Raw genomic sequence first — 25,160 nt, forward strand, 5'->3', positions numbered from 1 at the left:
TATGGAATTTTTACCGATAACTTCTGCCGAAGATTATAGAGTCCAGGACATCTATACATCTTACTCCAGCACATTCCCTGAAGACGAACAAAGGGATTGGAACCAATTTACCGCCTTATTTTCAAACCCTCACGTGAAAATAATTTCTGTGCTTCATGAGTCGCAGGCTATTGGGTATCTTATCATCTGGGAACTAAGTTCTTATGTTTTTGTAGAACATTTTGAAGTTTTTGAAGCATTCAGAAGCCAGAAACTGGGATCATATATTACCGGATATCTGTTTAAAAATTATCCCAGAATCATTTTGGAAATAGAACCCGATCATTTAGGAGATGATGCGAAAAGACGTTATTCCTTTTATCAGAAAAACGGGTTTGCACTGATTGACGAAATGTATGTACAGCCTAGCTATGGGGAAGGAAAAAAGCCTCTTGATCTTTGGTTGCTGGCCAATTATACTCCTGAAGATCTGAAGCGTGTAAAAGACGAAATTTATGACGTTGTATATCATTAAAATATAAAAAACCGCCGGAAAATTTCCGGCGGTTTATTTTTTGCTATTTTTATTTCCTCTGATTTCACAAATGAATAGTCTTAATTGACTTCGTATTCCAGTTTTATGGTAATATTAGCTTCTTTTTCTTTGGAGGAAGTATTGAATGTTCCGCCGTAAGAATAGTCTTCATTGGAATTCGGTTCTGTGATCTGGATCACCCCCATTGTGGCCTTTTTAAGATTTCCCAGACTGCTTCCTGAGTTTTCCGCAATTTTCTCTGCTCTTTCTTTGGCATCTTTGGTTGCGCTGGCGATCATTTCCTGTTTTACTGTTGCCAGTTTAGTGTAAAAATAAGATGGTGCCGAAGAAGTAAATTCAATACCGCGGTTAATGATCTCTGTAATGTTTCTGGAAAGATTCTCAATTTTCACAACCTCTTTGCTTTCAATAGAGACCTTCTGGGTAAGGTTGTAGCCTGAAAATTCACCCTGCACATAATTCCCGTTAGAATCATTATAGCTTCTGAACTGCTTTTGAATATCTACAGAAGAAAAAACAATCTCACCCTGTTTGATCCCCTTTGAAACAAGATAATCGTTGATCATCTTTCTGTCTATAGCCAGCTCATCATAAGCTGCCTTTAGATCAGAATTATTCTTGGAAAAACTTCCGGACCATGTGATCAGGTCGGAAGTAAACTGCTTGGTGCCCAATCCGGTTACAGAAATGGTATTTTCAGATTTATTTCTGTTTTTAATAGCATTTCCTAAAAAGGCAAGCCCAAGGACGAATCCCAGTGCTCCGACTGCTACCGCAATAATATTTTTATTCATAGAAATTGTGATTGATTAATTTAAATAACAGTACATCAATTTCTATTCCGAATTTTAAGAATTTCTTAACATTATTCCTGTATTTTATTCTGTTTCAATCTTTCGAGATAAACAGGCATGGTTTCTTCCATCCGCAACAATACTCCGGATAAGTTTTTTGCTTTCACATATGTGCGAACTTGAGGTTTGACCTCAAATGAATATTGTATAAACTCTGAAATTCTTTCCTCCGGAATACCTGCTTTCGTAAAGTATTCATTATCCACTCTATTCCGTACCCACGCAATATGTTCCTGCAAATCATCATACCTGTACTGCCTTTTCTGGCGCCTTGCTTTTCCACTTATCAGATCATAAGTTCCCTGTACATCCAGGCTCCCTAAAAGTATCGGAAGAAGTACCTGTTTCACTTCTGCCGGCTTTTCCCTCATTTTCCCAACAGGTTGGGGTAACCCTACTGCCTGTCGTACGATCTCACCTTTATCCGCTTTTGAGGCCATTCTGGAATCTGTCTCAAGGTCTCCAGTCGGTTTTTTAACTACCTTTACCTCTTCAATTTCTTTTGGGATAGGAATCAGAACAACCAAGAGCTGAGAACTGAATCCGTTGGCCGGAACTATGGCAGAAACCCTTCTGAAATCTGCTTTTACAAATCTCAGTTCATCATTTGGAGAAGCTTCAATAGAGAACTGGCCCATAGAATTGGAATAGGTTCTTTGCTCACTGGACATATTGATAATGGTCACTGAACTAAGGCTTTCACCACTATCATCGGTGATACGGCCCGTAACCGTCTGCTGTGAGAAGAAATTATTAAACGTGAACACAAGAAGAAACAAAACTGTTTTCCAGCCATGAATGCCTATATTTCCACCTAGAAAGTTCATGTTCCTGTTCCTTAAGATTAAATATTGCCCAACTTATGGGTTTTCTTATATTCTGCAAAGGCTACTTTTAATTCATACTCTACAATATCAGCCTTAAATTTTTTCCTGTATTTTTTCGCCATCATACGGGTATCATTGGCATAGATTAAAAAATGATCTATCTGCTCTTCATCCATACCGTATTTTCTCAGAAACTGCAAGTCTATTTCTTCCTTTACTCTTTTAAGGAAATCCTGTGTCTCCGTAAAATTGGCTTTTGTAATTTTAAGTTCTGTTGCTTTCTTGAAAAGTCCTACGGCAGCATCTAAGACCCCTAAAATACTGACCTGTCCGGTTTTATAATCCTGCCCTGTAAAGGTTTTTGAAACCGTATTATCCGGTAAAGGTGCATTCAAAGGACTTTTCATATACTCATCCAGCTCAGATCTTAAAGAAACTGCTTTTCTGGATTCATTAAGATGCCTGTTGTCCCTTTCCAGATTACCTGTGGGCTTATACGTGATATTTACTTCAGGAATTTCTATTTCAGTATTGTCAAGGCTTATCATTAAAGGAGAATTGAAATCTTCCTTTCTCATCTTTTTATCAAAACGGTAATATCCTTCTTTTACAAACCTAAGTTCATCATTTTCCGAAGCCTCTAATGTAAAATTCCCTGAAGCATCACTTAATGTACTTTTTTGGTTGGAAACATTGATAATTAAAACAGGATTTATATTTTTTTTGCTGTTATCTGTCACCATCCCCGTTACCTGCTGTTGGGCAAAAATTCCTGCCGAGATAAAAAACGGAATTCCGTAAAGGCTTTGTTTAAAATAAATTTTCATCTTCGTTTATCTTTGAGTCTGTGGAGCGCGGTAAGAAGAAATTCTTGTCAGTACAAAACGTTGGAACCTGTAGAGATCAGCATCGCTGCAGAAACCATATTTCAGAATGGTTTTCCTTTCAAAACCACCTGCCAGAACATAGCCGATAAAATGATCTATCTGAGATTTTTCAATTTTTAAATCCGTGAAGTATTCCTCACCAAGAGCTGTTTTCAGATAACTTCCGAGATCAATATCATCCCACTTGTTTTTCACTTTCCCAATAGAAAATCCCTGCCCTTTCGGCTGCACAAATTCTCCGGGTTTCGCTGCCAGTATTCTTGGATCTGATTTTTGAGAAATATATTTATCAATATCTTTTACAAGCTTTTCTACCTTTTTTGGTCTGTTAAGATTTTTTGCATCAATCTTAAGATCCCCGGTGATTCCCTGCTTGATTTCTACCTCAGGGATCAATATGGTGGCTCTTTCTAAGGTGATATTAATGGGAGATTCTATATTTTCCCTGGAAACTTTTTTAACGAGGCGTTCATAGCCTGGCTTTACAAAACGAAGTTCATCCCCTACCCTTCCGGAAATCATAAAATGGCCGTCCCGATTCGTAACCGTTCTTTCATCCGTCCTGATATTAATTACAATTACATCCGGAATTTCTGAATGATCTTCAGAAGTTACTTTTCCAAAAATATAATTTTGAGCATTGACATTAACGAAAAAAAGGATAGTAAAAAGAAAGAATAGTTTAAATTTCACGAATAGTTTTTTATAGAGCAAATCTAAAATTATTTTTAAATTAAATGATAAGTTTAACCACAGTTAACGTGTTTTGGGATTTCTTTTTGATTTTTGCTTGGCAAACTGTTAAATCGCCACTGTGAATTGTTAAAATTTCACTTAAAAATTAGCTAACTTGCAGTCTCAATTCTAAGTTCAGCAATGCAAAATTCTTATACAGTGATCAATGCTTCAGCCGGGTCAGGGAAAACATATGCCCTTGTCCAGAGGCTTTTGATGATCTGTCTCCGCTATCCCAACCAGCAGCAGTCGATCCGGAATATTCTCGCGCTTACCTTTACCAACAAAGCGGCCAATGAAATGAAGGAGAGAATTTTATCCTGGCTGGGAAATTTTTCTGCGGACAATTTTGCGGAAAACAGCGACCTGAAAAACATTCAGAAAGCATTTGAAGCTGATGGGCTGAAAATAACGATTGATGAGCTTCATTACCGCTCCAAAAAACTGCTGGATTATGTCCTTCACAATTATTCTACACTAAATATCGGAACGATTGACCGATTTAATTCAAGGCTGGTAAGAAGTTTTTCTTACGAATTGGGTTTAGCGAAAAATTTTAACCTTGAAATTGAAGCCGAACCGTTTCTGATTGAAGCCGTGGATAAAATGCTGGACCAAATCGGTGAGAATGAAAATATCTCCAATTCCTTCATGGATTATGTGGATTACAGCCTGGAAAACAATGAAAGGATCAATCTTAATAAAAACCTTTATGATTCTGCAAAGGAGTTTGTAAAAGATATTCACTATGAACATCTGAAAAGTAACAAAAGCTTTGATGACACGAATTACGAGAATATAAAAAATACACTCAGAAAGGAAATCGTTCTGAATAAAAAAAGGTCTGCTGAACTTGCTGCTCAATCTATTGAGCTGTTCCGGTCCAGAAATATCGACATCGAAGATTTTGCACAGGGAAAAAACGGGATCGGAGGATTTTTCACTAAGGTTCAGGATTTTTACCATCAGAAAAGACCGGGTTTTCCGTTTCCCACAACGCTTGAAGAATCTGTAGTTAACAATTACAGAAAGGGAGCTTCTTCGAAAGCCAAAAGTAAAGAATCTGAGATCTTTGAAATCCTGGACCAGCTTCTTGATAACAGAATGCAGCTGATTCTTTTATACATTGAAACTCAAAAGAAGGAAAAAATCCTGTCTGCGCTTCTTCCGTTAAAGGTGAATAAGGACATTCAGGATGAGTTAAAAAAAATTGAAGAAGAAAATGATCTTGTCCTGCTCTCAAAATTTAATATCCTGATCAATGAAAATCTTAAAAACGAGCCGTCAGCCTTTATTTATGAAAAGGTAGGTTCACAGTTTCAGCATTATTTCTTTGATGAATTCCAAGATACTTCGGAACTGCAGTGGCAGAATTTTGTTCCGTTACGCGATCACAGTGTTTCTACGGAAAATACTTCTTTTACGCTTGTAGGAGATCCCAAACAGAGTATTTACAGGTTCCGGGGCGGGGAAAGCAAACTAATGCTGGATATTATCAACAAAAAAGAATTTTCGCCAAAGGAAGCAGCTCTTCTTGTTTTAAAGGATAACTGGCGAAGTGCTAAAAATATTGTACAGTTCAATAATGAGCTGTACCGGTATCATTCGGAAGATCTGGAAGAGGAACACCGTAATATTTTCGGGGAAGATGCTGAACAAAACTCAAAATCCCAGATCGAGGGCCGTGTAAAAGTAAGTCTGATCGAAAATCTTACAAATGAGGATTTTTATAATGATACTTCGGAAAAAATGCGGAAGGATATTCAGGAAAGCCTGGATAATGGGTTTAAATTTTCTGATATTACGATCTTATGCCGTGGTAACTTTGATATTTTCAGCTATTCTCAAAAATTAGGAAATCTGAAAGTGAACTATCATGGGGAAGAAACGAATATTAAAACAATTTCCGACAAAGGTCTGACACTGGAGCTTTCCAATACTTTAAAGGCTGTTATTGAATTTCTTCGGTGGGAAATCAATCCGAAAAACAAGCCTAATCTGATCATGATGATGTATTACCTGAATGCTTTAGGAAGAATTCATATGGCAGATTTCACCTTGGAAATGAAAGAAATTCTGGATATAGAAACGCACGAAGAGGTACTTCAGTTCATCCAGAATACCTATTCCCTGAAATTGAAACAGGATAATTTTCCAAGATTCAATCTGTATAATTTTGTGGAATACTACATCAATGAATTTGCCGTAGAAAATAAAGAGACAGATTTTCTTCTGAATTTCCTTGAAATGCTTTTCAATTTCACACAAAATGCGGGTGCCAGCACAAAAGAATTTTTGAAATACTGGGATGAAGAAGCTTCTGCTTATACAATCCAGGCTTCGGAAAATATTGATGCTGTACAGATCATGACCATTCATAAATCAAAAGGACTGGAATTCCCTATTGTATTCATCCCGATGATGAATAAAAACCGGGACAGCGAGTTTACAAACTGGTTTGATACCAATAATGATGATGCATTAAAATCAGTCAACATTAATCAGTTCAGCAAAAATCTTGAAGTGTACGATGAAGAGATAGAGGCATTTAACAAGAAAAATTCTTATAAAAATCTTATTGACAGGTTATGTCTTCAGTATGTCGCGACTACCCGTCCTGTTGAACAGCTGTTTTTCTATCTTCAGAAAGCGAATAAAACATCCAATAATCTTGAGCTGCTTGAATTTTTCAATGCAAAAAATACGGAAGGATCTGATGAATTCGATTTGTATGAAGTACATCCTGAAATGCTGAAAAAACATTCTAAAGATAAAACATCATTATTTAAGACCAAAGATATTCAGAACCTTAAAAATATTAATGAAAACAGAGCGTCCATCAAGATCGCGACTCCTTCCAAAAATTATCAGGTACGGAATGAAAAGGTAAGGATCGGGCTTTTTGTTCATGAATTACTGTCAAAAATCAATACGGAGAGAGATACGGTAAAAGTTCTGGAAAGTTATGTTTTGGACGGACAAATTACCTTGGAAGAAAAAAATGAGATCCAGGAAACTTTAGTTCAGATCATCAGAAAATATTCTGAATTTTTTGATGAAAAATGGGAAGTGATTAATGAAAAAGATATCATGATTTCAGAAAGAGGTCAAAGCCATATTTTCAGACCCGACCGTATTCTGAAGGGAGAAGAAGGGTATATTATTGTTGACTTTAAAACGGGTGAAGAAACAGAAAAAAATGACCAACAAATTGAGAATTATAAACGTATTCTTGAAAGTCTGGGAAGAAAAGTGTTAAAGACTCAGCTGATTTATCTATAGAGGAATCTGTATTATCTTTTTCCACATTGTTTTCCACAACATAATGTTGATAACTTTAAAATTTCTCATCAACAAGCTGATTATCAAAATTATACCATAAAGCTTAAAGAACAGATTTATCAATAATCAGAACAAAATCTTACAGAGATGTTTGTGGATAACCTGATCATAAAAATGAAACCGCCCCGCCGTTCTTCGAACGGCGGGGCGGTTTCTACAGTATAATGTATTTAAGCTGTTGTCGCAGGCACAAAAACTCTCTGAGACAATTCCTGATCGAAAAGATAAAGTGCAGATGGATTATCACAAACCATTTTGATTTTTGTAACATACTGTGAAGCGCTGGCCTCTTCTTCTACCTGCTCATTGATGAACCACTGCATAAAAGATGTTGTTGCAAAATCACCCTCATCATTGGCATTTTTCACAATATTGAAAATACTTCTGGTTACTTTTTTCTCATGTTCCAATGCTTTTTCAAAAATATCAGTAGCATTTTCGAACTCATGCGGAGGTTTTGCAATTTCTCCGATGATGATCTCTCCGCCTACGTCATTTAAAAAATCAAACATTTTATCTGCATGCATCAATTCTTCTTTGCTCTGAACTCTGAAATAGTTTGCAATTCCATCAAGGTCTTTTCCTGAAAACCAGGCAGACATTGAAAGGTAATATTGTGCTGCATATTGTTCGTGAGCTATCTGTTCGTTAATTAACGTTGCAATTTTTTCGCTGATCATAAGTATAAATTTATAGTCAAAAATACGCAATAAAAGCCCGAAATCAAAAGTTTTAATGAAAATTAATACAAAAAGGGCGGGATAAAACCCGCCCTTCACACATTAAAAAATCAAAATTATGAATTGTTATTTTGCTTCCGGAGCAGCAGTATTCATAGTCTTTTTCATCATTTTTCTATCCTTCATTGCCACTCTTCTCTGCTCCATTTTTGCTTTTCTGTCAGCCTGCCATTTATCATATTGATCAGGTGTCAGGATTTTTTTCATATCAGCATCCATCTGAGCTCTTTTAGCTTTCATCTCTTCCATTTTAGCCTGTCTTACTTCTTTATTCTTGTCGAAGTCAGCTTTCATTTCAGACTTTCTTTTTTCATGAAGGCTTTTAATCTGTGCTACCTGAGACTCGTTCAGGTTAAGATCTTTTTGCATCTGATCAAGGTGTTCCTGATGCTTCTGCTCCATTTTTTGATGTTTCTCTGCTTTTCTGGCTTGTCTATCCTGTGGAGTTGTTGTTTGTGCCATTGCAAAGCTTCCTATTCCGATAAATGCTATTGCTAAAACTAATTTTTTCATCTTAAAAAATATTTAATTAATTGTTATACATCTTTTTGATTATCAGTTAAAAGATAAGTTAAACTGAAATATTCATAAAAAATGTTAAATTTTAACATTAAAACAATAAAAAAAGGACAGATCCTAAAACCTGTCCTTCACACCACTTAAATATAATATATGAAAATTATTATCTGTTACTTACCAATCTGTTTCTGAAACCACCTCCTCTGTTTTCACTGCCGTTGTTCTGTGATCTCGAAGGGGAACTTTCAGACCTGGAGCTTCCATTGTTTCCTCTAAATCCTCCACTGTTATTTTCTCTTTTTGGAGCTCTTTCTCTGTTTGCTTCATTATTTCCTCTGAAACCACCGTTACCACCATTATTTCCAAATCCACCGCGTGTTCCGTTATTTTCAGAATTCCCTCTGAATCCTCCGTTATTTCTTACTCCATTATTTTCATTACTGCGGAAACCGTTGTTATTATGATCAGCCTGCTTACGGAAGCCTCCGGAATTATTATCATCTCTGGACCCTCTGAATCCATCAGATCTGCTTGTTCTGATCACATTAAAAGTTGGATTATCCATTCTTCGGAATCTCGACCTGTCTACTCTGTACACATTGATATTTACATTCCTGTACCTCGGCATTACTGCATATCTTGGTGCATAATAAGTTCTTCTGTAATTCTGGAAGTAAACAATCGGGCTGGCTCCGCGGTAATAATTGTTTTGGAAAACAACAAATACTCTAGGGCCTAAAATTCTCTCCAATGCATAGAATCTGTCATAATACCATCTGTCCGGATTGTATCTGTAAAAATTATTCCATGTAGAAAAGTTTACATACAGGTTATTAAGACTTAAAATCTGATCAATCTGCCATCGGTTCAGCCTGTTATCTCTGAAAAATACATTCCAGTTGATATTTACAACACTGTTTCTGTAGTCATTATAATATGCCTGGTAATAATCGCTTGGATAATAATCCTGAGGATAGTTATAGTAATAATCGTCCGGGAAGTAGTTTCTGTCATCTTCATCATGATAATAGCCGTCTCCATTCTGGTAATATCCGTCATCTCCCCATCCATTATTTGGATACTGCTGGGCGGAAGACAACACTGCCAGTCCCAAGGCAAATCCCAAAAGTATTTTTTTCATTTCTATAGTCGTTAATTGGTTAGTATATAGCAGAATATCTCTATTCTATCTTTTGGATATAAATAAAAAAAAGAAGTTAAATCCTAAGATAAAACTTCTTTTAATTTATTTTTAACTAACTGATAATCAAATGTTAAATTTACAACCTTCCACTATCTTTTATCCAATAGGCTATTTTTTCATTAAACCTTTTCTTATCTTTTAAATCTTCCAGCTTTAAATGCATCCTGTAACGCCAGTAATGAGGGAAAACCGCTGGATTATTGATTCTTTCATTATCCATATTCAGGTTAGTTAACTCCGGGTCCGTGGCCAGAAACTCCTGGATTGGGAAAACAGCCAGCATTGCTTCAGTGTAAAGATGTTGTTTCATAATGATCTCAGCAAGATGGGAATCCATTTCTTCCGGAGCCTTCCCGTACTGAACCAGCTGTTGATTAAAATATTTTTGCGTCAATGCAGAATCTTCTTTCCACCATTGTCTCAGCGTTGAGCTATCATGTGAGGAAGCTGTTACTACATTCATATAATCAGCTTTTTTAGGATTGTAAAACGGAATATTGTCTGACGGCATTCGCTGTACTTTTAAAGCAATGATCGCCAACTCATCCATTACAACAGGTACACAGGCAGGAACCATTCCCAGGTCCTCACCACAGATCAGCATTTTCGTTGCGTTAAGAATAACCGGAAGCTTTTCCATTGCCTTTTCGTACCACAGGTGATCCTGTCTTCTGAAGAAATAATCATGGTACAGCTCATAAATCGCCTTCCTTTCCCATTCGGAAAGATAGGTATAGGAATCAGTATTATACACATTAAACCTTGGGTGATACACTGTTTCGCCATTCCGCTCTTCAGTAAGGAACAAAACATTGGCACATAAAGAGATAAGCTTTTCTTCTATAGAGCCTTGCGGATTCTTTTTGAAAAACTCTGCCAGCTTTCTCTGGGTATCAAATTCTTCTTTAAATGTATATGTTCCGTCATTATTGCTTTTAATAAATTCAAAAACTTTACTGCTTTCTTCCCCGAAATATTCCCACAAGATTCTTTCATTGATGAAAGGCTTACAATATCTGTTGAAATCAAAAGGAATATGCCTAGCTTTAAATTCATCCAGAACAATAGGAACAGCCGGATAAAAATATCCTAAAATTCCCTGTGTAGCGGAAACCGGCATCCTCCAAATCCTGAAAAAACCCAAGATATGATCAATTCTCATGGCATCGAAATACTGCTCGAGTGCTTTAAACCTGTTTTTCCACCAACGGTAATCATCTTCCTTCATCGCTTCCCAATTGTATGTCGGGAATTCCCAGTTCTGTCCCAGCTCCGTAAACTGGTCAGGTGGTGCTCCGGCCTGGAAATCCATTCCGAAAAGCTCGGGCTCGGTCCATGCTTCCACAGAATGCCTGTAAATACCGATCGGAAGATCTCCCTTTAAGGAAACCCCTAAGCTATGGATATAATCTACCGCATCTTTCAATTGTAAATGAAGTTGGTACTGCACCCAGGCATGAAGCATAGACGCATCATAATCTTTACTTTTTGTAGTGAAAAACTGTGAAATTTTTCCTGCGATATATTTTTTATGGGTTTTCCAGTCGTTGAAATTCGGTGTTTTATATTTATCCCTAAGCACACAGAAAGCGGCATAAGGAGTCAGCCAGTAATCATTATCTTTTATAAATTTTTTAAAGTTCCTGTCCTTATAGATTTTCTCTTTGTCTGCATTGAAAACTGCTTTTAAAAATTTCCATTTTCCTTGGATCATTTTCTCATAATCAATGAGTTCAAGAGCATTCAATACTTCTTTTTCAGACTGATATTCAGAAACTAATTCTTCCGGTAAATCAAAATCAAGATTTTCCAATGAAATATACTGCGGATGCAATGCATAAACAGAAACAGCTGCGTAAGGATAAGAATCTGTCCAGGAATAATTAGCAGTGGTATCATTAATTGGAAGGATCTGGATAATCCCCAGATTGGTTTCCTTCGTCCAGTCTGCCAGCTTTTTAAGGTCGGAAAATTCTCCGACTCCAAAACCGCTCTCACTTCTTAAAGAAAATACAGGAACTGCCACACCAGCATCATGATACATCTGGTAAGATTTGAATTTAAAGTAATGATTTGAAACAATCTGAAGCACATCTTTCAACTGATTGGCAACCGTAAATCTGTTTTCGCCAGTCTCAACGTCAATAATTTTTCCTTCTTTTTTGCTGTAGAGGCAATATTTAAACTGGATAAACTCGCTTTCAGGAATTTCAACAGATACTTCCCAGATTCCGAAATCTGTCTGCGTAAGACGGATCGCTTTATTATAATCCCAGCCTCCCAGAGAAGCCGTACTTCCGAAAAGAGCAATTTCCCAGTCCGGATTGTAAACAGGCGCTTCAATCCTGAATAAATGGGTATGCTTTTTTAAAACAGCTGCTTTTTCGGGAACAAACTGATTGAGCTTATTATAAAGGATTTTATTGTTTAAATAGTTCTCAGGGAAGTTCTTATTATTCCATTCATCAAAAATAATAAACTCTTTGTAGTTATGCGGGAAATTAAGATTGTGCAGCACAAATTCTTCTCTAAGAATATTGCTCTTTTCATCTGTCAGCTGATATTTATATGAAATTGATTTTGAAAAATAATCTACTTCACATTTCCAAATGCCGTTTTCTGCATAAAACAGGGTATGAGTCTGAACAGCAGCACTTTCCTCATCCACAATCAGGAGCTGTAGATTCTGTCCGGCCTTTGCATTATACCCTACATTAAAGTATAGCTTCATCTATATTTTTTTATAAAAATACATTTTAATATCGAAAAATAAAACTTATGAAGATCAAATAATCATTAAAAAACCTTTCCAAAATACTTGAAAAGGCTTGTATTTATTAGAGTTAAAGAAATTTGCAACAATAATGTAAGCTATTACTCTGTAACAATAATTTTTTTATTTAATATCACTTTACCGGATTGGTCTGTAATGCTTACAATATAAGCTCCATTGATTAAATTCTTGAAATAAATCTGCTGATTGAGTGAACCTTCTTTTACAGACAGATTCTGTTCCATCACATTTTTCCCGGAAATATCAAAAACACTAAGCTTTAGATTTCCTTTTACAGCTTTATCATTTACATTAACATTGATAAAATGTTCATCTACTCTGGTTGGGTAGATGTCAATATTAGCCAGTGCATTTACTGAAGAAGTTCTGTCATTGGCAAAATATCTGCTTGCAAGATCATAAATATGAGGTTTTTCTCCTCCCGGAAGAGCTCTTGCTTGTAGCGTCAACAGGTCTACTTCATATAAAGCATCTCCTTTAGCGCTTGCAATAATCACTTTTCCTTTAGCATTAACAGCAGATCCGTTCACAGAATAATTTTCAGGAATACCGGAGATCCTACCCAAAAATTTTGCCTTCAATTCTTTTGCAGCTACCTTAAAAACATTTCCTGAAGCTGAAAAAACATAAAAATTATTTTCAGCATCTGCAATCATATCTCCTCCGAAACCTGTTTCAATAGCTGTAAATGAATTCTTTCCATTGGAAGTATCATCTTTAATAATCCCAAGGTCACTGACAGTGTACTGACTTCCTTTTCTGCTAATCTGCAGCAGCTGCGTACCGGCGTTATTAAGGGCATAAATGTGTCCATCATATCCTGTGGTCATCCTTGTTATGTGGGAATTGATATCGCAGGAAGTTACTTTTGCCACAGTATTTTCTACCAGAGTAATTTCTTTAGTCTTTGCATTCAAAACATAAATATTGGAAGAAAACATAGGCATATACACCAGATTATTATTGGATGGATCATAAGCCAAAGCCGCCATGGTAACTGCCTGAGAATGGCTGTAGGAATTCTTATCTTCAGATACAATACTTTTCCTGTCCTGAGAAAATACTTTTGCTGCAGTATCCGCTGAAAATAACTTTTCTCCTGAAACACCGCTTACCGCATCCATGGCACGGAAATCATTAAAAACAATGCTGGAAGTATCTTTTCCGGCAATAGCAAAAAAGTCCTGCTGTGCCTGGACATTAGCACCAAGCACAAGCAAGAAAAGAGGGAATAAATGTTTTTTCATACAATGTAGAATTTAGATTCGTGATTATTTTAGTATAACTAAGTTACACAATTTACAAATTGAATCACAAAAAAATAATACTATTTACATAACATTTATAATCATTTAATCAAAATGTTGGTGTTTTGATAAATGGATATTTTTTTTAAACCGCAAAGACTGATCATTAAGCTGTATTAATCAAAGGAGCAAAGATTGCCAGCTTCGCCGATGTAAATAGGCCAATAATTTAAAATCTTCGGGAGAATTGAATTATTAGCAAGTTAATCGTAAAAGTAGATTGGCCTGTACCTCATCAAAAAAAAGAACTCCCGCTGATCACACGGATTACAACAGATTTTATCTGCGGAATCCACGTCACCAGCGGGAGCTATACTTATGTATTTTGGATTAATTCAGAACGTAAGTTGTTCCGTCTCTTCCGTCTTTTAATTCGATGCCTTCGGCAAGCAGCTTATCTCTGATCTGGTCTGAAAGGTCAAAGTTTTTTGATTTTCTTGCCTGATTTCTCAGTTCTATTAAGACTTTTAGGGTCTGATCAAGCTTCTCATTATTATTCTCTTCAATACTTTGAAGTCCTAAGACATCAAATATAAATGCATGTAAGGTCAACTTTAAATCTTCAAGATCTTCAGCTGATATTGTCTCTTTAGCATCGTTTAAAGCAAAAATATACTTTACAGCTTCAAATAAATGAGCAATCAGGATAGGAGAATTGAAATCATCATTTAAAGCATCATAACATTTATTCTTCCATTCCTTAAGATTGAATTCTGATTGTTTGTCATCATCTGGAGTGACAGAGCCTAAAACTTTAACAGCCTCCATTAACCTGATGAAACCTTTTTCACTGGCAATCATCGCATCATTGGAAATATCCAGTACACTTCTGTAATGTGCCTGTAAAAAGCAGAAGCGCACGATGGACGGATGGAAAGGTTTTTCAAAGAAATCATTTTCTCCTGTAACCAACTGCATCGGAAGGATATAATTCCCTGTAGATTTACTCATACGCTGGGAATTCATTGTCAGCATATTGGCATGCATCCAATAATTAACCGGAGCTGTATCATTGCAAGCTTTTCCCTGTGCAATTTCACATTCATGGTGTGGAAATTTCAAATCCATTCCACCGCCATGGATATCAAATTTTTCGCCTAAATATTTCGTGCTCATGGCAGTACATTCAAGGTGCCATCCCGGGAAACCTTCGCCCCAGGGAGAATTCCATCTCATGATGTGTGCAGGCGATGCTTTTTTCCATAGTGCAAAATCCTGAGGGTTTTTCTTTTCACCCTGTCCGTCAAGATCACGGGTATTGGCAAAAAGCTCTTCGATATTGCGTTTTGAAAGCTCACCGTAGTTCAAACCTCTTTTATTGTATTCCAGAACATCAAAATATACGGAGCCATTACTTTCATAGGCAAAGCCTCTTTCAATAAGCTTCTGCGTTAATTCAATCTGTTCTACAATGTGACCTGTAGCTGTAGGCTCAATATTGGGAGGAAGCAGGTTGAACATTTCCAGCACTTTGTGAAAATCGACCGTATATTTCTGTACGATCTCCATAGGTTCCAGCTTTTCAAGACGGGTCTGTTTCACGAATCTGTCGTTATCTACGTTCCCGTCGTCTGTAAGGTGGCCTGCGTCTGTAATATTTCTTACATACCTTACTTTATACCCCAAATGCATCAGGGTACGGTATATAAAATCAAAGGAAAGAAATGTTCTTACGTTTCCTAAATGCACATTGCTGTACACCGTGGGTCCGCAGACATACATGCCGATGTTGCCTTCTAAAATTGGTTTAAATATTTCTTTTTCTCCTGTAAGGGAGTTATATAGTTTTAATTGCATTTTTTTAAATTAAAAGATTCAATGATTAAAGGATTTAAAAATTAGTTAAAATAATTCTGTTCACAACAAATAATTGTCGTGAGGAAAATTTTATTTGAAACTTTTTTAAATATTACCATTATTAAATTGCTTTTAAGTGATATTGCAGATGATCAATATAATCCTGAACAATGTACTCCAACGTGAAGGTCTGAGGAACTGTTTTTGTAGTATCACAGGTTCTTTTCAGGGTTTCATCAGGAATATTTTCCACAGTATGAACGATCTGAAAATTTAAGGATTTCCAAAGAACAATTAATTCCGAAACCGGAATATTCTGATAATTCTGTGCTTTTACCCAAAAATCCTGATCGTATACAATATTATCATTTTCCTTATACTGTGTCACTACAAATCTTCTGATGTTGGTCAGGGCACTATCACAAAGATGGCCTAAAATTTCTTTTCTGGACCACTTTTCCGGTGAAATTTTATAGGACCATTCTTCCTCAGAAATTGTTTCGAATCTCTGAAGTTCGGCATTAACAATATTTTTTAGAATCTGATAGTTCATATTTTTATTAATAATCTAATTTGGCATGACTTCCAACGTAATGAAGGAATTCCTGCCTGGTGATAGGATTGGTTCTGAAAATGCCGCTTAATTCCGCCGTAATGGTAGAACTTGCCGTATCTTTTATTCCTCTGCAGTTGACACATAAATGTTTTGCATCGATAATACATGCCACATCTTTGGTTCCCAGCGCTTCTTTCAAAGCATCTACGATCTGCATCGTCAATCTTTCCTGAACTTGTGGCCTTTTTGCATAATAATCCACAATTCTGTTGATCTTGGAAAGACCAATCACCTCACCATTTGAAATATAGGCAACATGTGCTCTTCCGATGATCGGCAGAAAGTGGTGTTCGCAGAAAGAATATACAGTAATATCCTTTTCCACCAGCATTTGGCGGTATTTATATTTATTGGAGAAGGTGGAAATTCCCGGTTTGTTTTCAGGAAGAAGCCCTCCAAAAATTTCATTGACATACATTTTGGCAACACGCCCAGGTGAATCCTTTAAAGAATCATCCGTCATATCCATCCCCAGTGTTTCCATAATTTCACCGAAAAGTTCGGTAATTTTTTCTATTTTTTCCTGTGGCGATTTATCAAATGCATCTTTCCTAATAGGCGTATGTTCTTTTCCTGTGAAAATATCATCGTCGTTATCGGTAAAATCAACCATTTTTATTTAATTTGCAACAAAAATACGGATAAAATCTGTTCATCAATTTCATTTTGAACGAAAAACATTATCCTTTCTCAACTTAGCCCTATGATTATTGTCGAAGAAGTACAGAATGAAAACCAGAAAAAGAAATTTTTAGAATTTCCTGCCCAACTTTACCGGCACGACAAAAACTATATCAGACCCAGAAATCAGGACATCGAAGAAATTTTTGATCCCGAAAAGAATAAATCTTTTCAAAATGGGGAATGTGCCAGATTCTTATTTAAAAACACAGAGAATGAAACGGTAGGGAAAGTAGCCGTTTTCATCTCCGGTCTTTATCAGCAGAAACAGCCTACGGGAGGAATGGGGTTTTTCGACTGTATTAATGATCAGGGAACAGCAGATTTTATTTTTGACCACTGCAAAAACTGGCTTCGCGAAAGAGGTATGGAAGCTATGGACGGCCCGATCAATTTTGGGGAACGGGACAAGTTCTGGGGGCTTCTGATAGAGGGCTTCACTGATCCACTTTTTGGAATGAATTACAATTTCCCCTATTATAAAGAACTGTTTGAAAATTATGGCTTCAAAATATATTTTGAACAGCTCTGTTTTTCGAGACCGATTTTCGCAGAAGTTTCAAGAATTTTTACGCTGATGCATACCAAGCACAGCAGAAATCCGGCCATATCCGCAAGGCCCATGAAAAAAAATGACCTTCCCAAATTTGCGAAAGATTTTACAGAAATCTATAATCAGGCATGGGCCTCCCACGGCGAAGGCAAGCAGCTGGAAGAAGCAAAGGTCCTCAAAATGTTCAAAACCATGAAGCCGATTATTAATGAGCATATTTCCTGGTTTGTGTATGAAAATGAAAAGCCGATTGCGATGTGGATGAATCTTCCGGATGTGAACCAATGGTTCAAATATTTAAACGGTAAATTCGGAATTGTGGAAAAACTTAAATTTTTGTGGATAAAGCAGTTCAAAAAGAATGAAAAAATGGTGGGGCTGGTATTCGGTGTTGTTCCGGAATGGCAGAAAAAAGGTATCGATGGGTATATGATCTGGGAAGGAACGCAGCATCTGAGAAAACATACGGATTTTAAAACGACGGAGCTCCAGTGGATCGGAGATTTTAATCCTAAAATGATAAAAATAGCGGAAAGTCTGGATACTACAGTCACCAGAAAACTGGCTACGTACCGGTATTTATTTGACCGCGAAAAAGAGTTTGAAAGACATCCTATCCTTTAAATAAAAAACCCTGCTGTGAACAGCAGGGCCCCTTTCATTTTGAACTCTATTAGAATAGCTCTCCGGCTACTTTTTTAATATTATCGCTTTTCCCCATGGAGTAAAAGTGCAGCACGGGCACTCCAAAATCCAGTAATTCTTTGCATTGGGCAATAGCCCACTCTACCCCGATCTGTTTTACCGCTTCATTATTTTTAGCATTTTCCACTTCATTGATCAGCTCTTCAGGAAGATCTATTTTGAAGACCTGCGGCAGGATCTTCAGATGCTTTTTGGTGGCAATAGGTTTAATACCCGGAATAATAGGAACGGTAATTCCCATTTCTCTGGCTTTCGTTACAAATTCAATAAATCTCTTGTTATCAAAAAACATTTGCGTAACGATATAATCTGCTCCGGCATCCACTTTTTCTTTCAGCCACTTCAGGTCATAATTCATGGAGGGTGCTTCCATATGTTTTTCCGGATAACCGGCTACTCCTATGCAGAATTTGTTAAGTTCATCACAGGCTTTTTCATCATTGTGAAGATATTTCCCTCTTCCCAGATCATTAATCTGATGGACGAGATCCATAGCACTGGCATGACCGCCGGGTGTTGGCTCAAAGTACTGATGTCCTTTCATAGCATCACCTCTCAAAGCCATAATATTGTCTATTCCCAGGTACATACAGTCAACCAGAAGATATTCGGTTTCTTCTTTGGTGAAACCTCCGCAAAGGAGATGGGGAACGGTATCTACATTATATTTATGCTGGATGGCGGCACAAATCCCTAAGGTTCCGGGACGCATTCTGGTGATCCGGCGCTCCATCAGCCCATTTCCTTTATCAATGTAAATATATTCTTCCCTGGAAGTGGTTACATCTATAAAAGGGGGCTTAAACTCCATAAGCGGATCTATATTGGTGTACAGATCTTCAATTCCGATCCCTTTTTGGGGCGGAACAACTTCTAAGGAGAATAAGGTCTTGCCATTTGCGTTTTTAATATGTTCAGTGATCTTCATTTTATAGTTTAGTTATTTTTTTAGCTTTAAAGTGCCTGTTGATATTTTATTAATCCGCTAAATTGGGTGACAACCACTTTCTTGCTTCCTGAAGACTACAGCCTCTTCTCTCTGCATAATCTTTTAGCTGGTCTTCTGTGATTTTCCCAAGGCCGAAATATTTGGCATGCGGACTTCCGAAATAATACCCGGAAACGGATGCCGTCGGGAACATCGCCAGACTTTCGGTAAGGAAAACCCCGGTGTTCTCTTCTACTTTTAAAAGATCCCAGATGGTCTTCTTTTCCAGGTGATCCGGACATGCGGGATATCCCGGAGCCGGACGGATTCCTTTATATTTTTCTGCGATGAGCTCTTCATTGCTTAATGTTTCCTGGTTGGCATAGCCCCAATATTCTGTTCTTACTTTTTTATGTAAAAATTCGGCAAAGGCTTCTGCAAATCTGTCAGCTAAGGCTTTTACCATAATGGCATTATAATCATCATTGGCTTTTTCATATTCTTCTGCCAGCTCGTCTGTACCGAAGCCTGTGGTGACACAGAAAGCACCTACATAATCTGTTTTACCGGAAGCCTGTGGCGCAATAAAGTCACTTAATGCTAAATATTCTTTTCCTTTTGAACGCTGAGCCTGTTGTCTTAAGGTTAAGAATCTGGCTTGCTCTTCATTATTTTCGTTAAAGAGTAAAATATCATCTGTTTCATTGGAGTTGGCTTTAAAAATTCCGAAGATGGCTTTTGCTTTCAGTAGTTTTTCATCAAGAATTCTTTTTAAAATGACCTGGGCATCTTTAAAGAGTTCTTTAGCCTGAGCTCCTACCACCTCATCTTCTAAAATATTCGGGTATTTCCCGTGAAGGTCCCAGCTTCTGAAGAATGGCGACCAGTCAACAAACGGAAGCAGTTCATTCAGGTCCTGATCTTCTATTACGGTTACACCTAAATTATTCGGTGTAAAGATCTCTTCATTTTCCCAGTCGATGCTGAAATGGCTTTTCCTTGCTTCTTCAATGGAAACATAGTCTTTATCGATCTGCCTGTTCAGAAACTTCTCGCGGAAATCAGAATATTCATCTTTCAGGTCTGAAACGTAATCTTTGTTTCTGTCTCCTAATAAGGAGCTCACTACATTTACTGCTCTGGAAGCATCATTAACGTGAACAACTGCATTTTTATATTTTAAATCGATTTTCACAGCGGTATGGGCTTTCGAAGTGGTTGCCCCTCCAATCAACAGGGGGAAATTAAGATTCTGTCTTTCCAATTCAGAGGCGATGTATACCATTTCATCAAGACTTGGTGTGATCAATCCGCTTAATCCGATAACATCAACTTTCTGTTCGATAGCCGTCTGAATAATTTTCTCTGCAGGCACCATAACTCCAAGGTCCACAATTTCATAATTGTTACAGCCCAATACCACACTCACAATATTTTTTCCTATATCATGAACATCACCTTTTACCGTTGCCATCAGGATTTTTCCGTTGGCCGGTCTTGTGCCGTCTTTTTCGGCTTCAATAAAAGGCTGGAGATAAGCCACCGCTCTTTTCATTACCCTTGCGGATTTTACCACCTGCGGCAGGAACATTTTTCCGCTCCCAAACAGGTCTCCTACAACGCCCATTCCGGTCATAAGGTTAATTTCAATAACATGCAGCGGTTTTGCAGCCTGCTTTCTGGCTTCTTCCACATCTTCTTCGATAAACCGGTCAATTCCTTTTACCAAAGCATGGGTAATTCTATCCTGTAAAGGCCTTGTCCGCCATTCGAGATCTTCAACGATTTCTTTTTTGACGGATTTATTTTTTTCGGAATATTCCAGAAGTCTTTCTGTAGCATCCTCTCTTTTATCAAGGATCACATCTTCTACAAGCTCCAGAAGTTCTTTATTAATCTCATCGTATACTTCCAGCATAGAGGGGTTCACAATTCCGATATTCATCCCAGCCTGAATGGCATGGTAAAGGAATACAGAGTGCATGGCTTCTCTTACGGTATCATTTCCACGGAACGAAAACGAAACATTACTTACACCACCACTTACGGAGGCATAAGGAAGATTTTTTCTTACCCATCTTGTGGCTTCAATGAAATCAATAGCGTTTCTTCTGTGCTCCTCCATTCCTGTGGCTACAGGGAAAATATTCAGGTCAAAAATAATATCTTCAGCAGGGAAGCCGATTTGATTAACTAAAATATCGTAGGAACGTTTTGATATTTCGGTTCTGCGTTCAAAATTGTCTGCCTGACCTGTTTCGTCAAATGCCATTACAATTACTGCCGCACCGTATCTTTTGACCGCTTTGGCCTGTTTGATAAATTCTTCTTCACCTCCTTTCAGACTGATGGAATTGACGACACACTTGCCCTGTGCCACCTGAAGCCCGGCTTCCAGAATCTCCCATTTGGAAGAATCTATCATGATGGGAATTCTTGAGATATCCGGTTCTGAAGCAATTAAATTCAGAAATTTGATCATGGAAGCTTTTCCATCGATCAATCCGTCATCAAAATTGACATCAAGGATCTGTGCCCCACCTTCTACCTGATGGCGAGCAATATCGAGCGCTTCGGAGAATTTCTCCTCTTTGATCAGTCTTAAAAATTTTTTGGAGCCGGCAACATTGGTTCTCTCACCAACATTGATGAAATTACTTTCCGGCGTTATAATAAGAGGCTCAAGGCCTGACAATCTTAAATATTTCATTAATTTTTATTCTTCTAAAATATAATAGGCATTGTTTGCATTCTGCCGCAGCAGGTCTACATGCTTGCCTAAAGCAGTAAAAATTGGAAATCTTTTATAGGCTAAGTTGTGTTCTTTTGCAAATTTTTCGATCTCTTCTGTGATCTCGTTATAGTACATATAGCTGTAATTCGGGAAAAGATGATGGGCAACATGGAAATTAAAATTCCCTAAAACATTTCTCACCAGCCAGTTATTTTCTTTTAAATCATTGGTCACCTCAAACTGATGACGCAGCCAGCTGAACGGAAGCCCGTTTTTTGTGTCCAATTTTGGAAAAGCATTGTCAGGAAGCGGATGTAAAGGCAATAATACAAACAGTGCAAAAATGCTTGCAGCAATTACCTGAAGTCCCCAGGCTCCCAAAGCCAAACCTATGGATACTTTAAAGAATAAAACAGGAACCGCAATCTGATAAAAGAAATACAACAGTTTGTACACCACCATTTTTATTTTTTCAACCAAAGGAATCGAACCCTGGGTCTTTAAAATAACTCTTTCTTTATCAAAAAAATCCCTGAAGTCCCTGATAAACATCCAATTAAACAGATAAAGAGGATATACCATGAAGAAAAATCGGTGTTGATATTTCTGAATCCCCTTAGCCTTAACCCACGGAATAATTAAAAGCAGGCCACTCTGCTCTATATCCGTATCCCATCCGTCCACATTAGGGTAGGCATGATGGCTGGCAATATGCCTTTTTTTCCAGATGTATGAATTGGCCCCCACAAAGTCAAAAATATGCAGCACAAGCGCATTCAGTCTTTTACTTTTATAGATATTATTGTGGGCTGCTTCATGGATCAGGTTTAAATAAATCAGTACCAAAAAAATTCCCATCAAAACAAAGCTTCCAACATATATCCAGGATTTGTCCGCATTAAATAAAGCAAAGAAATACAGCGCAAAATAGACCAAAGGCAGGATAACCGCTTTGATCTGAATATAAACATCTCTGTTTTCGGGAATTTGTTCTAAACGCTGATTCACTTTCTTTCTTAGTTCATTAAAAAGTCTTATATCCTCTGAATTTTTCAAATAACTAGGCTTTTCCATAATGTTAAATTTTGTGACTTATTTAAAGATAACATTTATAATCAAGCACTTACCCCATATTTTAATTAAAAAAATCTATTAAATCAGACAAATTTTTTCAATTTTCTTGGAGCATATTCTGCTACCAGATCTGCAATGGCTCTAATATGATCAGGGGTTGTACCACAGCATCCGCCTATGATATTGATCAGTCCCTTCTCTACATATTCTTTGATCTGTCTTGCCATATCCTCCGGTGTTTCATCATATTTTCCAAAAGCATTGGGAAGTCCGGCATTCGGATAAGCTGAAACATAGAATTCCGAATTATGGGCTAATGTTTCCAGATACGGCGTCAGCTGATCAGCACCCAATGCACAGTTGAAACCTACACTTAATAAGTTTAGATGTGACACTGAGATCAGGAATGCTTCTGCCGTCTGCCCGCTCAATGTTCTTCCTGAAGCATCAGTGATTGTTCCGGAAACCATGATCGGGATTTTTATATTCCTTTCTTCCTGAATTTCATCAATAGCAAACAAAGCGGCTTTTGCATTCAGTGTATCGAAGATGGTTTCTACCAGAAGAATGTCTGAACCTCCGTCCAGCAAAGCTTCGCACTGCTGTTTGTAGGCTATTCTTAATTCATCAAAAGTGATAGCTCTGTACCCCGGGTCATTTACGTCGGGACTTAAGCTTGCCGTTCTGTTTGTCGGTCCTATGGAACCGGCAACAAATCTGGGCTTATCCGGGTTCCTAGCCGTAAATTCATCACATACTTTTCTGGCAATTTTGGCTGACTCGTAGTTCAGTTCATACACCAGATCTTCCATATGATAATCTGCCATGGCAATAGTGGTTCCCGAGAATGTATTGGTTTCTATAATGTCTGCTCCGGCTTCCAGATATTTTTTATGAACTTCCTCAATCGCCTGGGGCTGAGTGAGGGAAAGCAAGTCGTTATTTCCTTTTACCGGATGTTCCCAGTCTTTGAAACGTTCTCCACGATAATCCTCTTCTTCAAACTTGTAACGCTGAAGCATGGTTCCCATAGCTCCATCCAGAATTAAAATTCTTTCGGATATTGATTTGTATAGTTGTTCTGAGTTTTTCATTTTTTAAATTTTGGCTAAAGCCGTTTTATATACCTCATTAAACGGGCTAAAGCCCATTCCTATTGAATTAATCTAAAGCCTGTTTTAAATCTGCTATGATGTCATCTACATGTTCCAGGCCTACCGAACAGCGTACCAGCCCTGCAGTAATACCTACTTCATTTCTTTCCTCGTCGGTCAGTTTTGAATGGGTAGTTGATGCAGGATGGGTTACAATTGTTCTTGTATCTCCTAAATTGGCAGAAAGTGAGCACAGTTTTATTTTATCCAGAAAGTTTCGTCCTCCTTCTATTCCTCCTTTAATTTCAAAAGCTACAATATTCCCGCCCAGTTTCATCTGTTTTTTAGCAATTTCATAACTTGGATGAGATTTCAGGAAAGGATATTTTACAAGTTCTACATTAGGATGGCCTTCTAAAAATTCAGCTACTTTTAAAGCATTTTCACAATGCTTTTCAACACGGATAGCTAATGTTTCAAGACTTTTTGATAATACCCAAGCGTTAAAAGGCGACATTGCTGGTCCTGTATTTCTTGCAAAAAGATAAATCTCCCTGATCAGATCGGCTTTTCCTACAGCTACTCCACCCAATACTCTTCCCTGCCCGTCAATAAGTTTCGTCGCAGAATGTACAACAACATCTGCACCGTATTTAATAGGCTGCTGCAGATATGGTGTTGCAAAACAATTATCTACAATGAAGATCAGGTTGTGCTTCTTCGCAATCTGTCCGAAAAACTCAAGATCCAGAATTTCAATAGCAGGATTCGTAGGCGTTTCCAGGTACAGGATCTTTGTATTGGGCTTAATATACTGCTCTACATTTTCCGCGTCTCCGGCTTTAAAATAAGTGGTTTCAATATTCCATTTCGGGAAATATTTTGTAAACAAGGTATGTGTAGATCCGAACACCGACTGGCAGCTGACGATATGGTCGCCGGCATTCAATAAAGCAGCGAATGTAGAGTAAATGGCAGCCATTCCCGTTGCAAATGCATATCCAGCTTCTGCACCTTCCATTATTGCGATCTTATCGGTGAATTCTGTCACGTTCGGGTTTGAAAAACGGCTGTATAAGTTTTTAGGTTTTTCTTCAGCAAAGCTTGCTCTCATATCTTCTGCATCCTGAAATATAAAACTGGATGTAAGATATAATGGTGTTGTATGTTCATCAAACTGGGTTCTTTCAGTCTGGGTTCTTATCGCTGATGTTTCAAAATTCTCCATATAGTT

General features: G+C 37.5%; 20 protein-coding genes. 3 read left to right on the plus strand and 17 right to left on the minus strand.

The window, feature by feature from the left end:
- Position 1 precedes the first annotated feature (1 nt).
- Positions 2-514 (plus strand): GNAT family N-acetyltransferase, encoded by a 513-nt coding sequence (locus J2T03_RS10655; RefSeq protein ID WP_307211179.1) that lies wholly within the window; start codon positions 2-4, stop codon positions 512-514.
- Between the two features lie 80 nt (positions 515-594).
- On the opposite strand, the gene J2T03_RS10660 is transcribed toward J2T03_RS10655, so the two are convergent.
- The 4 genes from J2T03_RS10660 to J2T03_RS10675 form a co-directional block, all read right to left on the minus strand.
- On the minus strand, positions 595-1,329 hold the full coding sequence (locus tag J2T03_RS10660) for an SIMPL domain-containing protein (RefSeq protein WP_306840368.1): 735 nt from the start codon (positions 1,327-1,329) through the stop codon (positions 595-597).
- A gap of 71 nt (positions 1,330-1,400) precedes the next feature.
- On the minus strand, positions 1,401-2,216 hold the full coding sequence (locus J2T03_RS10665; RefSeq protein WP_307211181.1) for a carboxypeptidase-like regulatory domain-containing protein: 816 nt from the start codon (positions 2,214-2,216) through the stop codon (positions 1,401-1,403).
- A gap of 17 nt (positions 2,217-2,233) precedes the next feature.
- A complete protein-coding gene (locus tag J2T03_RS10670; RefSeq protein WP_307211183.1) occupies positions 2,234-3,043 on the minus strand; it encodes a hypothetical protein in 810 nt (269 codons plus the stop codon).
- A gap of 6 nt (positions 3,044-3,049) precedes the next feature.
- A complete protein-coding gene (locus J2T03_RS10675; protein WP_307211185.1) occupies positions 3,050-3,796 on the minus strand; it encodes a carboxypeptidase-like regulatory domain-containing protein in 747 nt (248 codons plus the stop codon).
- A gap of 183 nt (positions 3,797-3,979) precedes the next feature.
- Here J2T03_RS10675 and J2T03_RS10680 point away from each other — a divergent pair, with 183 nt between their 5' ends.
- The gene (locus J2T03_RS10680) at positions 3,980-7,120 is read left to right on the plus strand and encodes a UvrD-helicase domain-containing protein (protein WP_307211186.1); all 3,141 of its coding nucleotides are present in this window, start codon (positions 3,980-3,982) and stop codon (positions 7,118-7,120) included.
- A gap of 230 nt (positions 7,121-7,350) precedes the next feature.
- Here J2T03_RS10680 and J2T03_RS10685 read toward each other — a convergent pair whose 3' ends face one another.
- The 8 genes from J2T03_RS10685 to folE form a co-directional block, all read right to left on the minus strand.
- Positions 7,351-7,860, minus strand: coding sequence for a ferritin (locus J2T03_RS10685; RefSeq protein ID WP_034725863.1), 510 nt, complete (start codon positions 7,858-7,860; stop codon positions 7,351-7,353).
- Positions 7,861-7,986: 126 nt separating this feature from the next.
- Positions 7,987-8,433 carry a hypothetical protein gene (locus J2T03_RS10690; protein WP_306840373.1) on the minus strand — a complete coding sequence of 149 codons (447 nt, stop codon included), beginning with the start codon at positions 8,431-8,433 and terminating at the stop codon, positions 7,987-7,989.
- Between the two features lie 169 nt (positions 8,434-8,602).
- Positions 8,603-9,580, minus strand: coding sequence for a hypothetical protein (locus J2T03_RS10695; protein ID WP_306840374.1), 978 nt, complete (start codon positions 9,578-9,580; stop codon positions 8,603-8,605).
- 139 nt (positions 9,581-9,719) lie between these two features.
- On the minus strand, positions 9,720-12,374 hold the full coding sequence (locus tag J2T03_RS10700; RefSeq protein WP_307211188.1) for a 4-alpha-glucanotransferase: 2,655 nt from the start codon (positions 12,372-12,374) through the stop codon (positions 9,720-9,722).
- 143 nt (positions 12,375-12,517) lie between these two features.
- Positions 12,518-13,684: a T9SS type A sorting domain-containing protein gene (locus tag J2T03_RS10705; RefSeq protein ID WP_307211190.1), complete on the minus strand. Its 1,167-nt coding sequence runs from the start codon at positions 13,682-13,684 to the stop codon at positions 12,518-12,520.
- 390 nt (positions 13,685-14,074) lie between these two features.
- Positions 14,075-15,541, minus strand: a complete 1,467-nt coding sequence (gene cysS, locus J2T03_RS10710; protein ID WP_307211192.1) for a cysteine--tRNA ligase — start codon at positions 15,539-15,541, stop codon at positions 14,075-14,077.
- A 121-nt stretch (positions 15,542-15,662) separates the two neighbouring features.
- A complete protein-coding gene (locus tag J2T03_RS10715) occupies positions 15,663-16,094 on the minus strand; it encodes a DinB family protein (RefSeq protein WP_306840378.1) in 432 nt (143 codons plus the stop codon).
- A gap of 7 nt (positions 16,095-16,101) precedes the next feature.
- Positions 16,102-16,770, minus strand: a complete 669-nt coding sequence (gene folE / locus J2T03_RS10720) for a GTP cyclohydrolase I FolE (RefSeq protein ID WP_306840379.1) — start codon at positions 16,768-16,770, stop codon at positions 16,102-16,104.
- Positions 16,771-16,860: 90 nt separating this feature from the next.
- On the opposite strand from folE, the gene J2T03_RS10725 reads away from it, so the two are divergent.
- Positions 16,861-18,015, plus strand: a complete 1,155-nt coding sequence (locus J2T03_RS10725) for a hypothetical protein (RefSeq protein WP_307211193.1) — start codon at positions 16,861-16,863, stop codon at positions 18,013-18,015.
- A gap of 49 nt (positions 18,016-18,064) precedes the next feature.
- Here J2T03_RS10725 and metF read toward each other — a convergent pair whose 3' ends face one another.
- The 5 genes from metF to J2T03_RS10750 form a co-directional block, all read right to left on the minus strand.
- On the minus strand, positions 18,065-19,024 hold the full coding sequence (gene metF, locus J2T03_RS10730) for a methylenetetrahydrofolate reductase [NAD(P)H] (protein ID WP_306840381.1): 960 nt from the start codon (positions 19,022-19,024) through the stop codon (positions 18,065-18,067).
- Positions 19,025-19,073: 49 nt separating this feature from the next.
- Positions 19,074-21,734: a methionine synthase gene (metH, locus tag J2T03_RS10735; RefSeq protein WP_307211194.1), complete on the minus strand. Its 2,661-nt coding sequence runs from the start codon at positions 21,732-21,734 to the stop codon at positions 19,074-19,076.
- A gap of 6 nt (positions 21,735-21,740) precedes the next feature.
- A complete protein-coding gene (locus J2T03_RS10740) occupies positions 21,741-22,832 on the minus strand; it encodes a fatty acid desaturase family protein (RefSeq protein ID WP_306840383.1) in 1,092 nt (363 codons plus the stop codon).
- An 83-nt stretch (positions 22,833-22,915) separates the two neighbouring features.
- Positions 22,916-23,926, minus strand: coding sequence for a homocysteine S-methyltransferase family protein (locus J2T03_RS10745; RefSeq protein ID WP_307211195.1), 1,011 nt, complete (start codon positions 23,924-23,926; stop codon positions 22,916-22,918).
- Between the two features lie 67 nt (positions 23,927-23,993).
- On the minus strand, positions 23,994-25,154 hold the full coding sequence (locus J2T03_RS10750) for an O-succinylhomoserine sulfhydrylase (RefSeq protein WP_306840385.1): 1,161 nt from the start codon (positions 25,152-25,154) through the stop codon (positions 23,994-23,996).
- Positions 25,155-25,160: the final 6 nt, after the last annotated feature.

This window comes from Chryseobacterium lathyri (genome assembly GCF_030812195.1).
In the GTDB taxonomy this organism is placed as follows: Bacteria; Bacteroidota; Bacteroidia; order Flavobacteriales; family Weeksellaceae; genus Chryseobacterium; species Chryseobacterium lathyri_A.

What these genes read in the sequence shown, in the direction of transcription:
- J2T03_RS10655 (WP_307211179.1), top strand. Translation starts at nt 2, where the DNA reads ATGGAATTTTTACCGATAACTTCTGCCGAAGATTATAGAGTCCAGGAC.
- J2T03_RS10660 (WP_306840368.1), bottom strand. Translation starts at nt 1,329, where the DNA reads ATGAATAAAAATATTATTGCGGTAGCAGTCGGAGCACTGGGATTCGTC.
- J2T03_RS10665 (WP_307211181.1), bottom strand. Translation starts at nt 2,216, where the DNA reads ATGAACTTTCTAGGTGGAAATATAGGCATTCATGGCTGGAAAACAGTT.
- J2T03_RS10670 (WP_307211183.1), bottom strand. Translation starts at nt 3,043, where the DNA reads ATGAAAATTTATTTTAAACAAAGCCTTTACGGAATTCCGTTTTTTATC.
- J2T03_RS10680 (WP_307211186.1), top strand. Translation starts at nt 3,980, where the DNA reads ATGCAAAATTCTTATACAGTGATCAATGCTTCAGCCGGGTCAGGGAAA.
- J2T03_RS10685 (WP_034725863.1), bottom strand. Translation starts at nt 7,860, where the DNA reads ATGATCAGCGAAAAAATTGCAACGTTAATTAACGAACAGATAGCTCAC.
- J2T03_RS10690 (WP_306840373.1), bottom strand. Translation starts at nt 8,433, where the DNA reads ATGAAAAAATTAGTTTTAGCAATAGCATTTATCGGAATAGGAAGCTTT.
- J2T03_RS10695 (WP_306840374.1), bottom strand. Translation starts at nt 9,580, where the DNA reads ATGAAAAAAATACTTTTGGGATTTGCCTTGGGACTGGCAGTGTTGTCT.
- J2T03_RS10700 (WP_307211188.1), bottom strand. Translation starts at nt 12,374, where the DNA reads ATGAAGCTATACTTTAATGTAGGGTATAATGCAAAGGCCGGACAGAAT.
- J2T03_RS10705 (WP_307211190.1), bottom strand. Translation starts at nt 13,684, where the DNA reads ATGAAAAAACATTTATTCCCTCTTTTCTTGCTTGTGCTTGGTGCTAAT.
- cysS (WP_307211192.1), bottom strand. Translation starts at nt 15,541, where the DNA reads ATGCAATTAAAACTATATAACTCCCTTACAGGAGAAAAAGAAATATTT.
- J2T03_RS10715 (WP_306840378.1), bottom strand. Translation starts at nt 16,094, where the DNA reads ATGAACTATCAGATTCTAAAAAATATTGTTAATGCCGAACTTCAGAGA.
- folE (WP_306840379.1), bottom strand. Translation starts at nt 16,770, where the DNA reads ATGGTTGATTTTACCGATAACGACGATGATATTTTCACAGGAAAAGAA.
- J2T03_RS10725 (WP_307211193.1), top strand. Translation starts at nt 16,861, where the DNA reads ATGATTATTGTCGAAGAAGTACAGAATGAAAACCAGAAAAAGAAATTT.
- metF (WP_306840381.1), bottom strand. Translation starts at nt 19,024, where the DNA reads ATGAAGATCACTGAACATATTAAAAACGCAAATGGCAAGACCTTATTC.
- metH (WP_307211194.1), bottom strand. Translation starts at nt 21,734, where the DNA reads ATGAAATATTTAAGATTGTCAGGCCTTGAGCCTCTTATTATAACGCCG.
- J2T03_RS10740 (WP_306840383.1), bottom strand. Translation starts at nt 22,832, where the DNA reads ATGGAAAAGCCTAGTTATTTGAAAAATTCAGAGGATATAAGACTTTTT.
- J2T03_RS10745 (WP_307211195.1), bottom strand. Translation starts at nt 23,926, where the DNA reads ATGAAAAACTCAGAACAACTATACAAATCAATATCCGAAAGAATTTTA.
- J2T03_RS10750 (WP_306840385.1), bottom strand. Translation starts at nt 25,154, where the DNA reads ATGGAGAATTTTGAAACATCAGCGATAAGAACCCAGACTGAAAGAACC.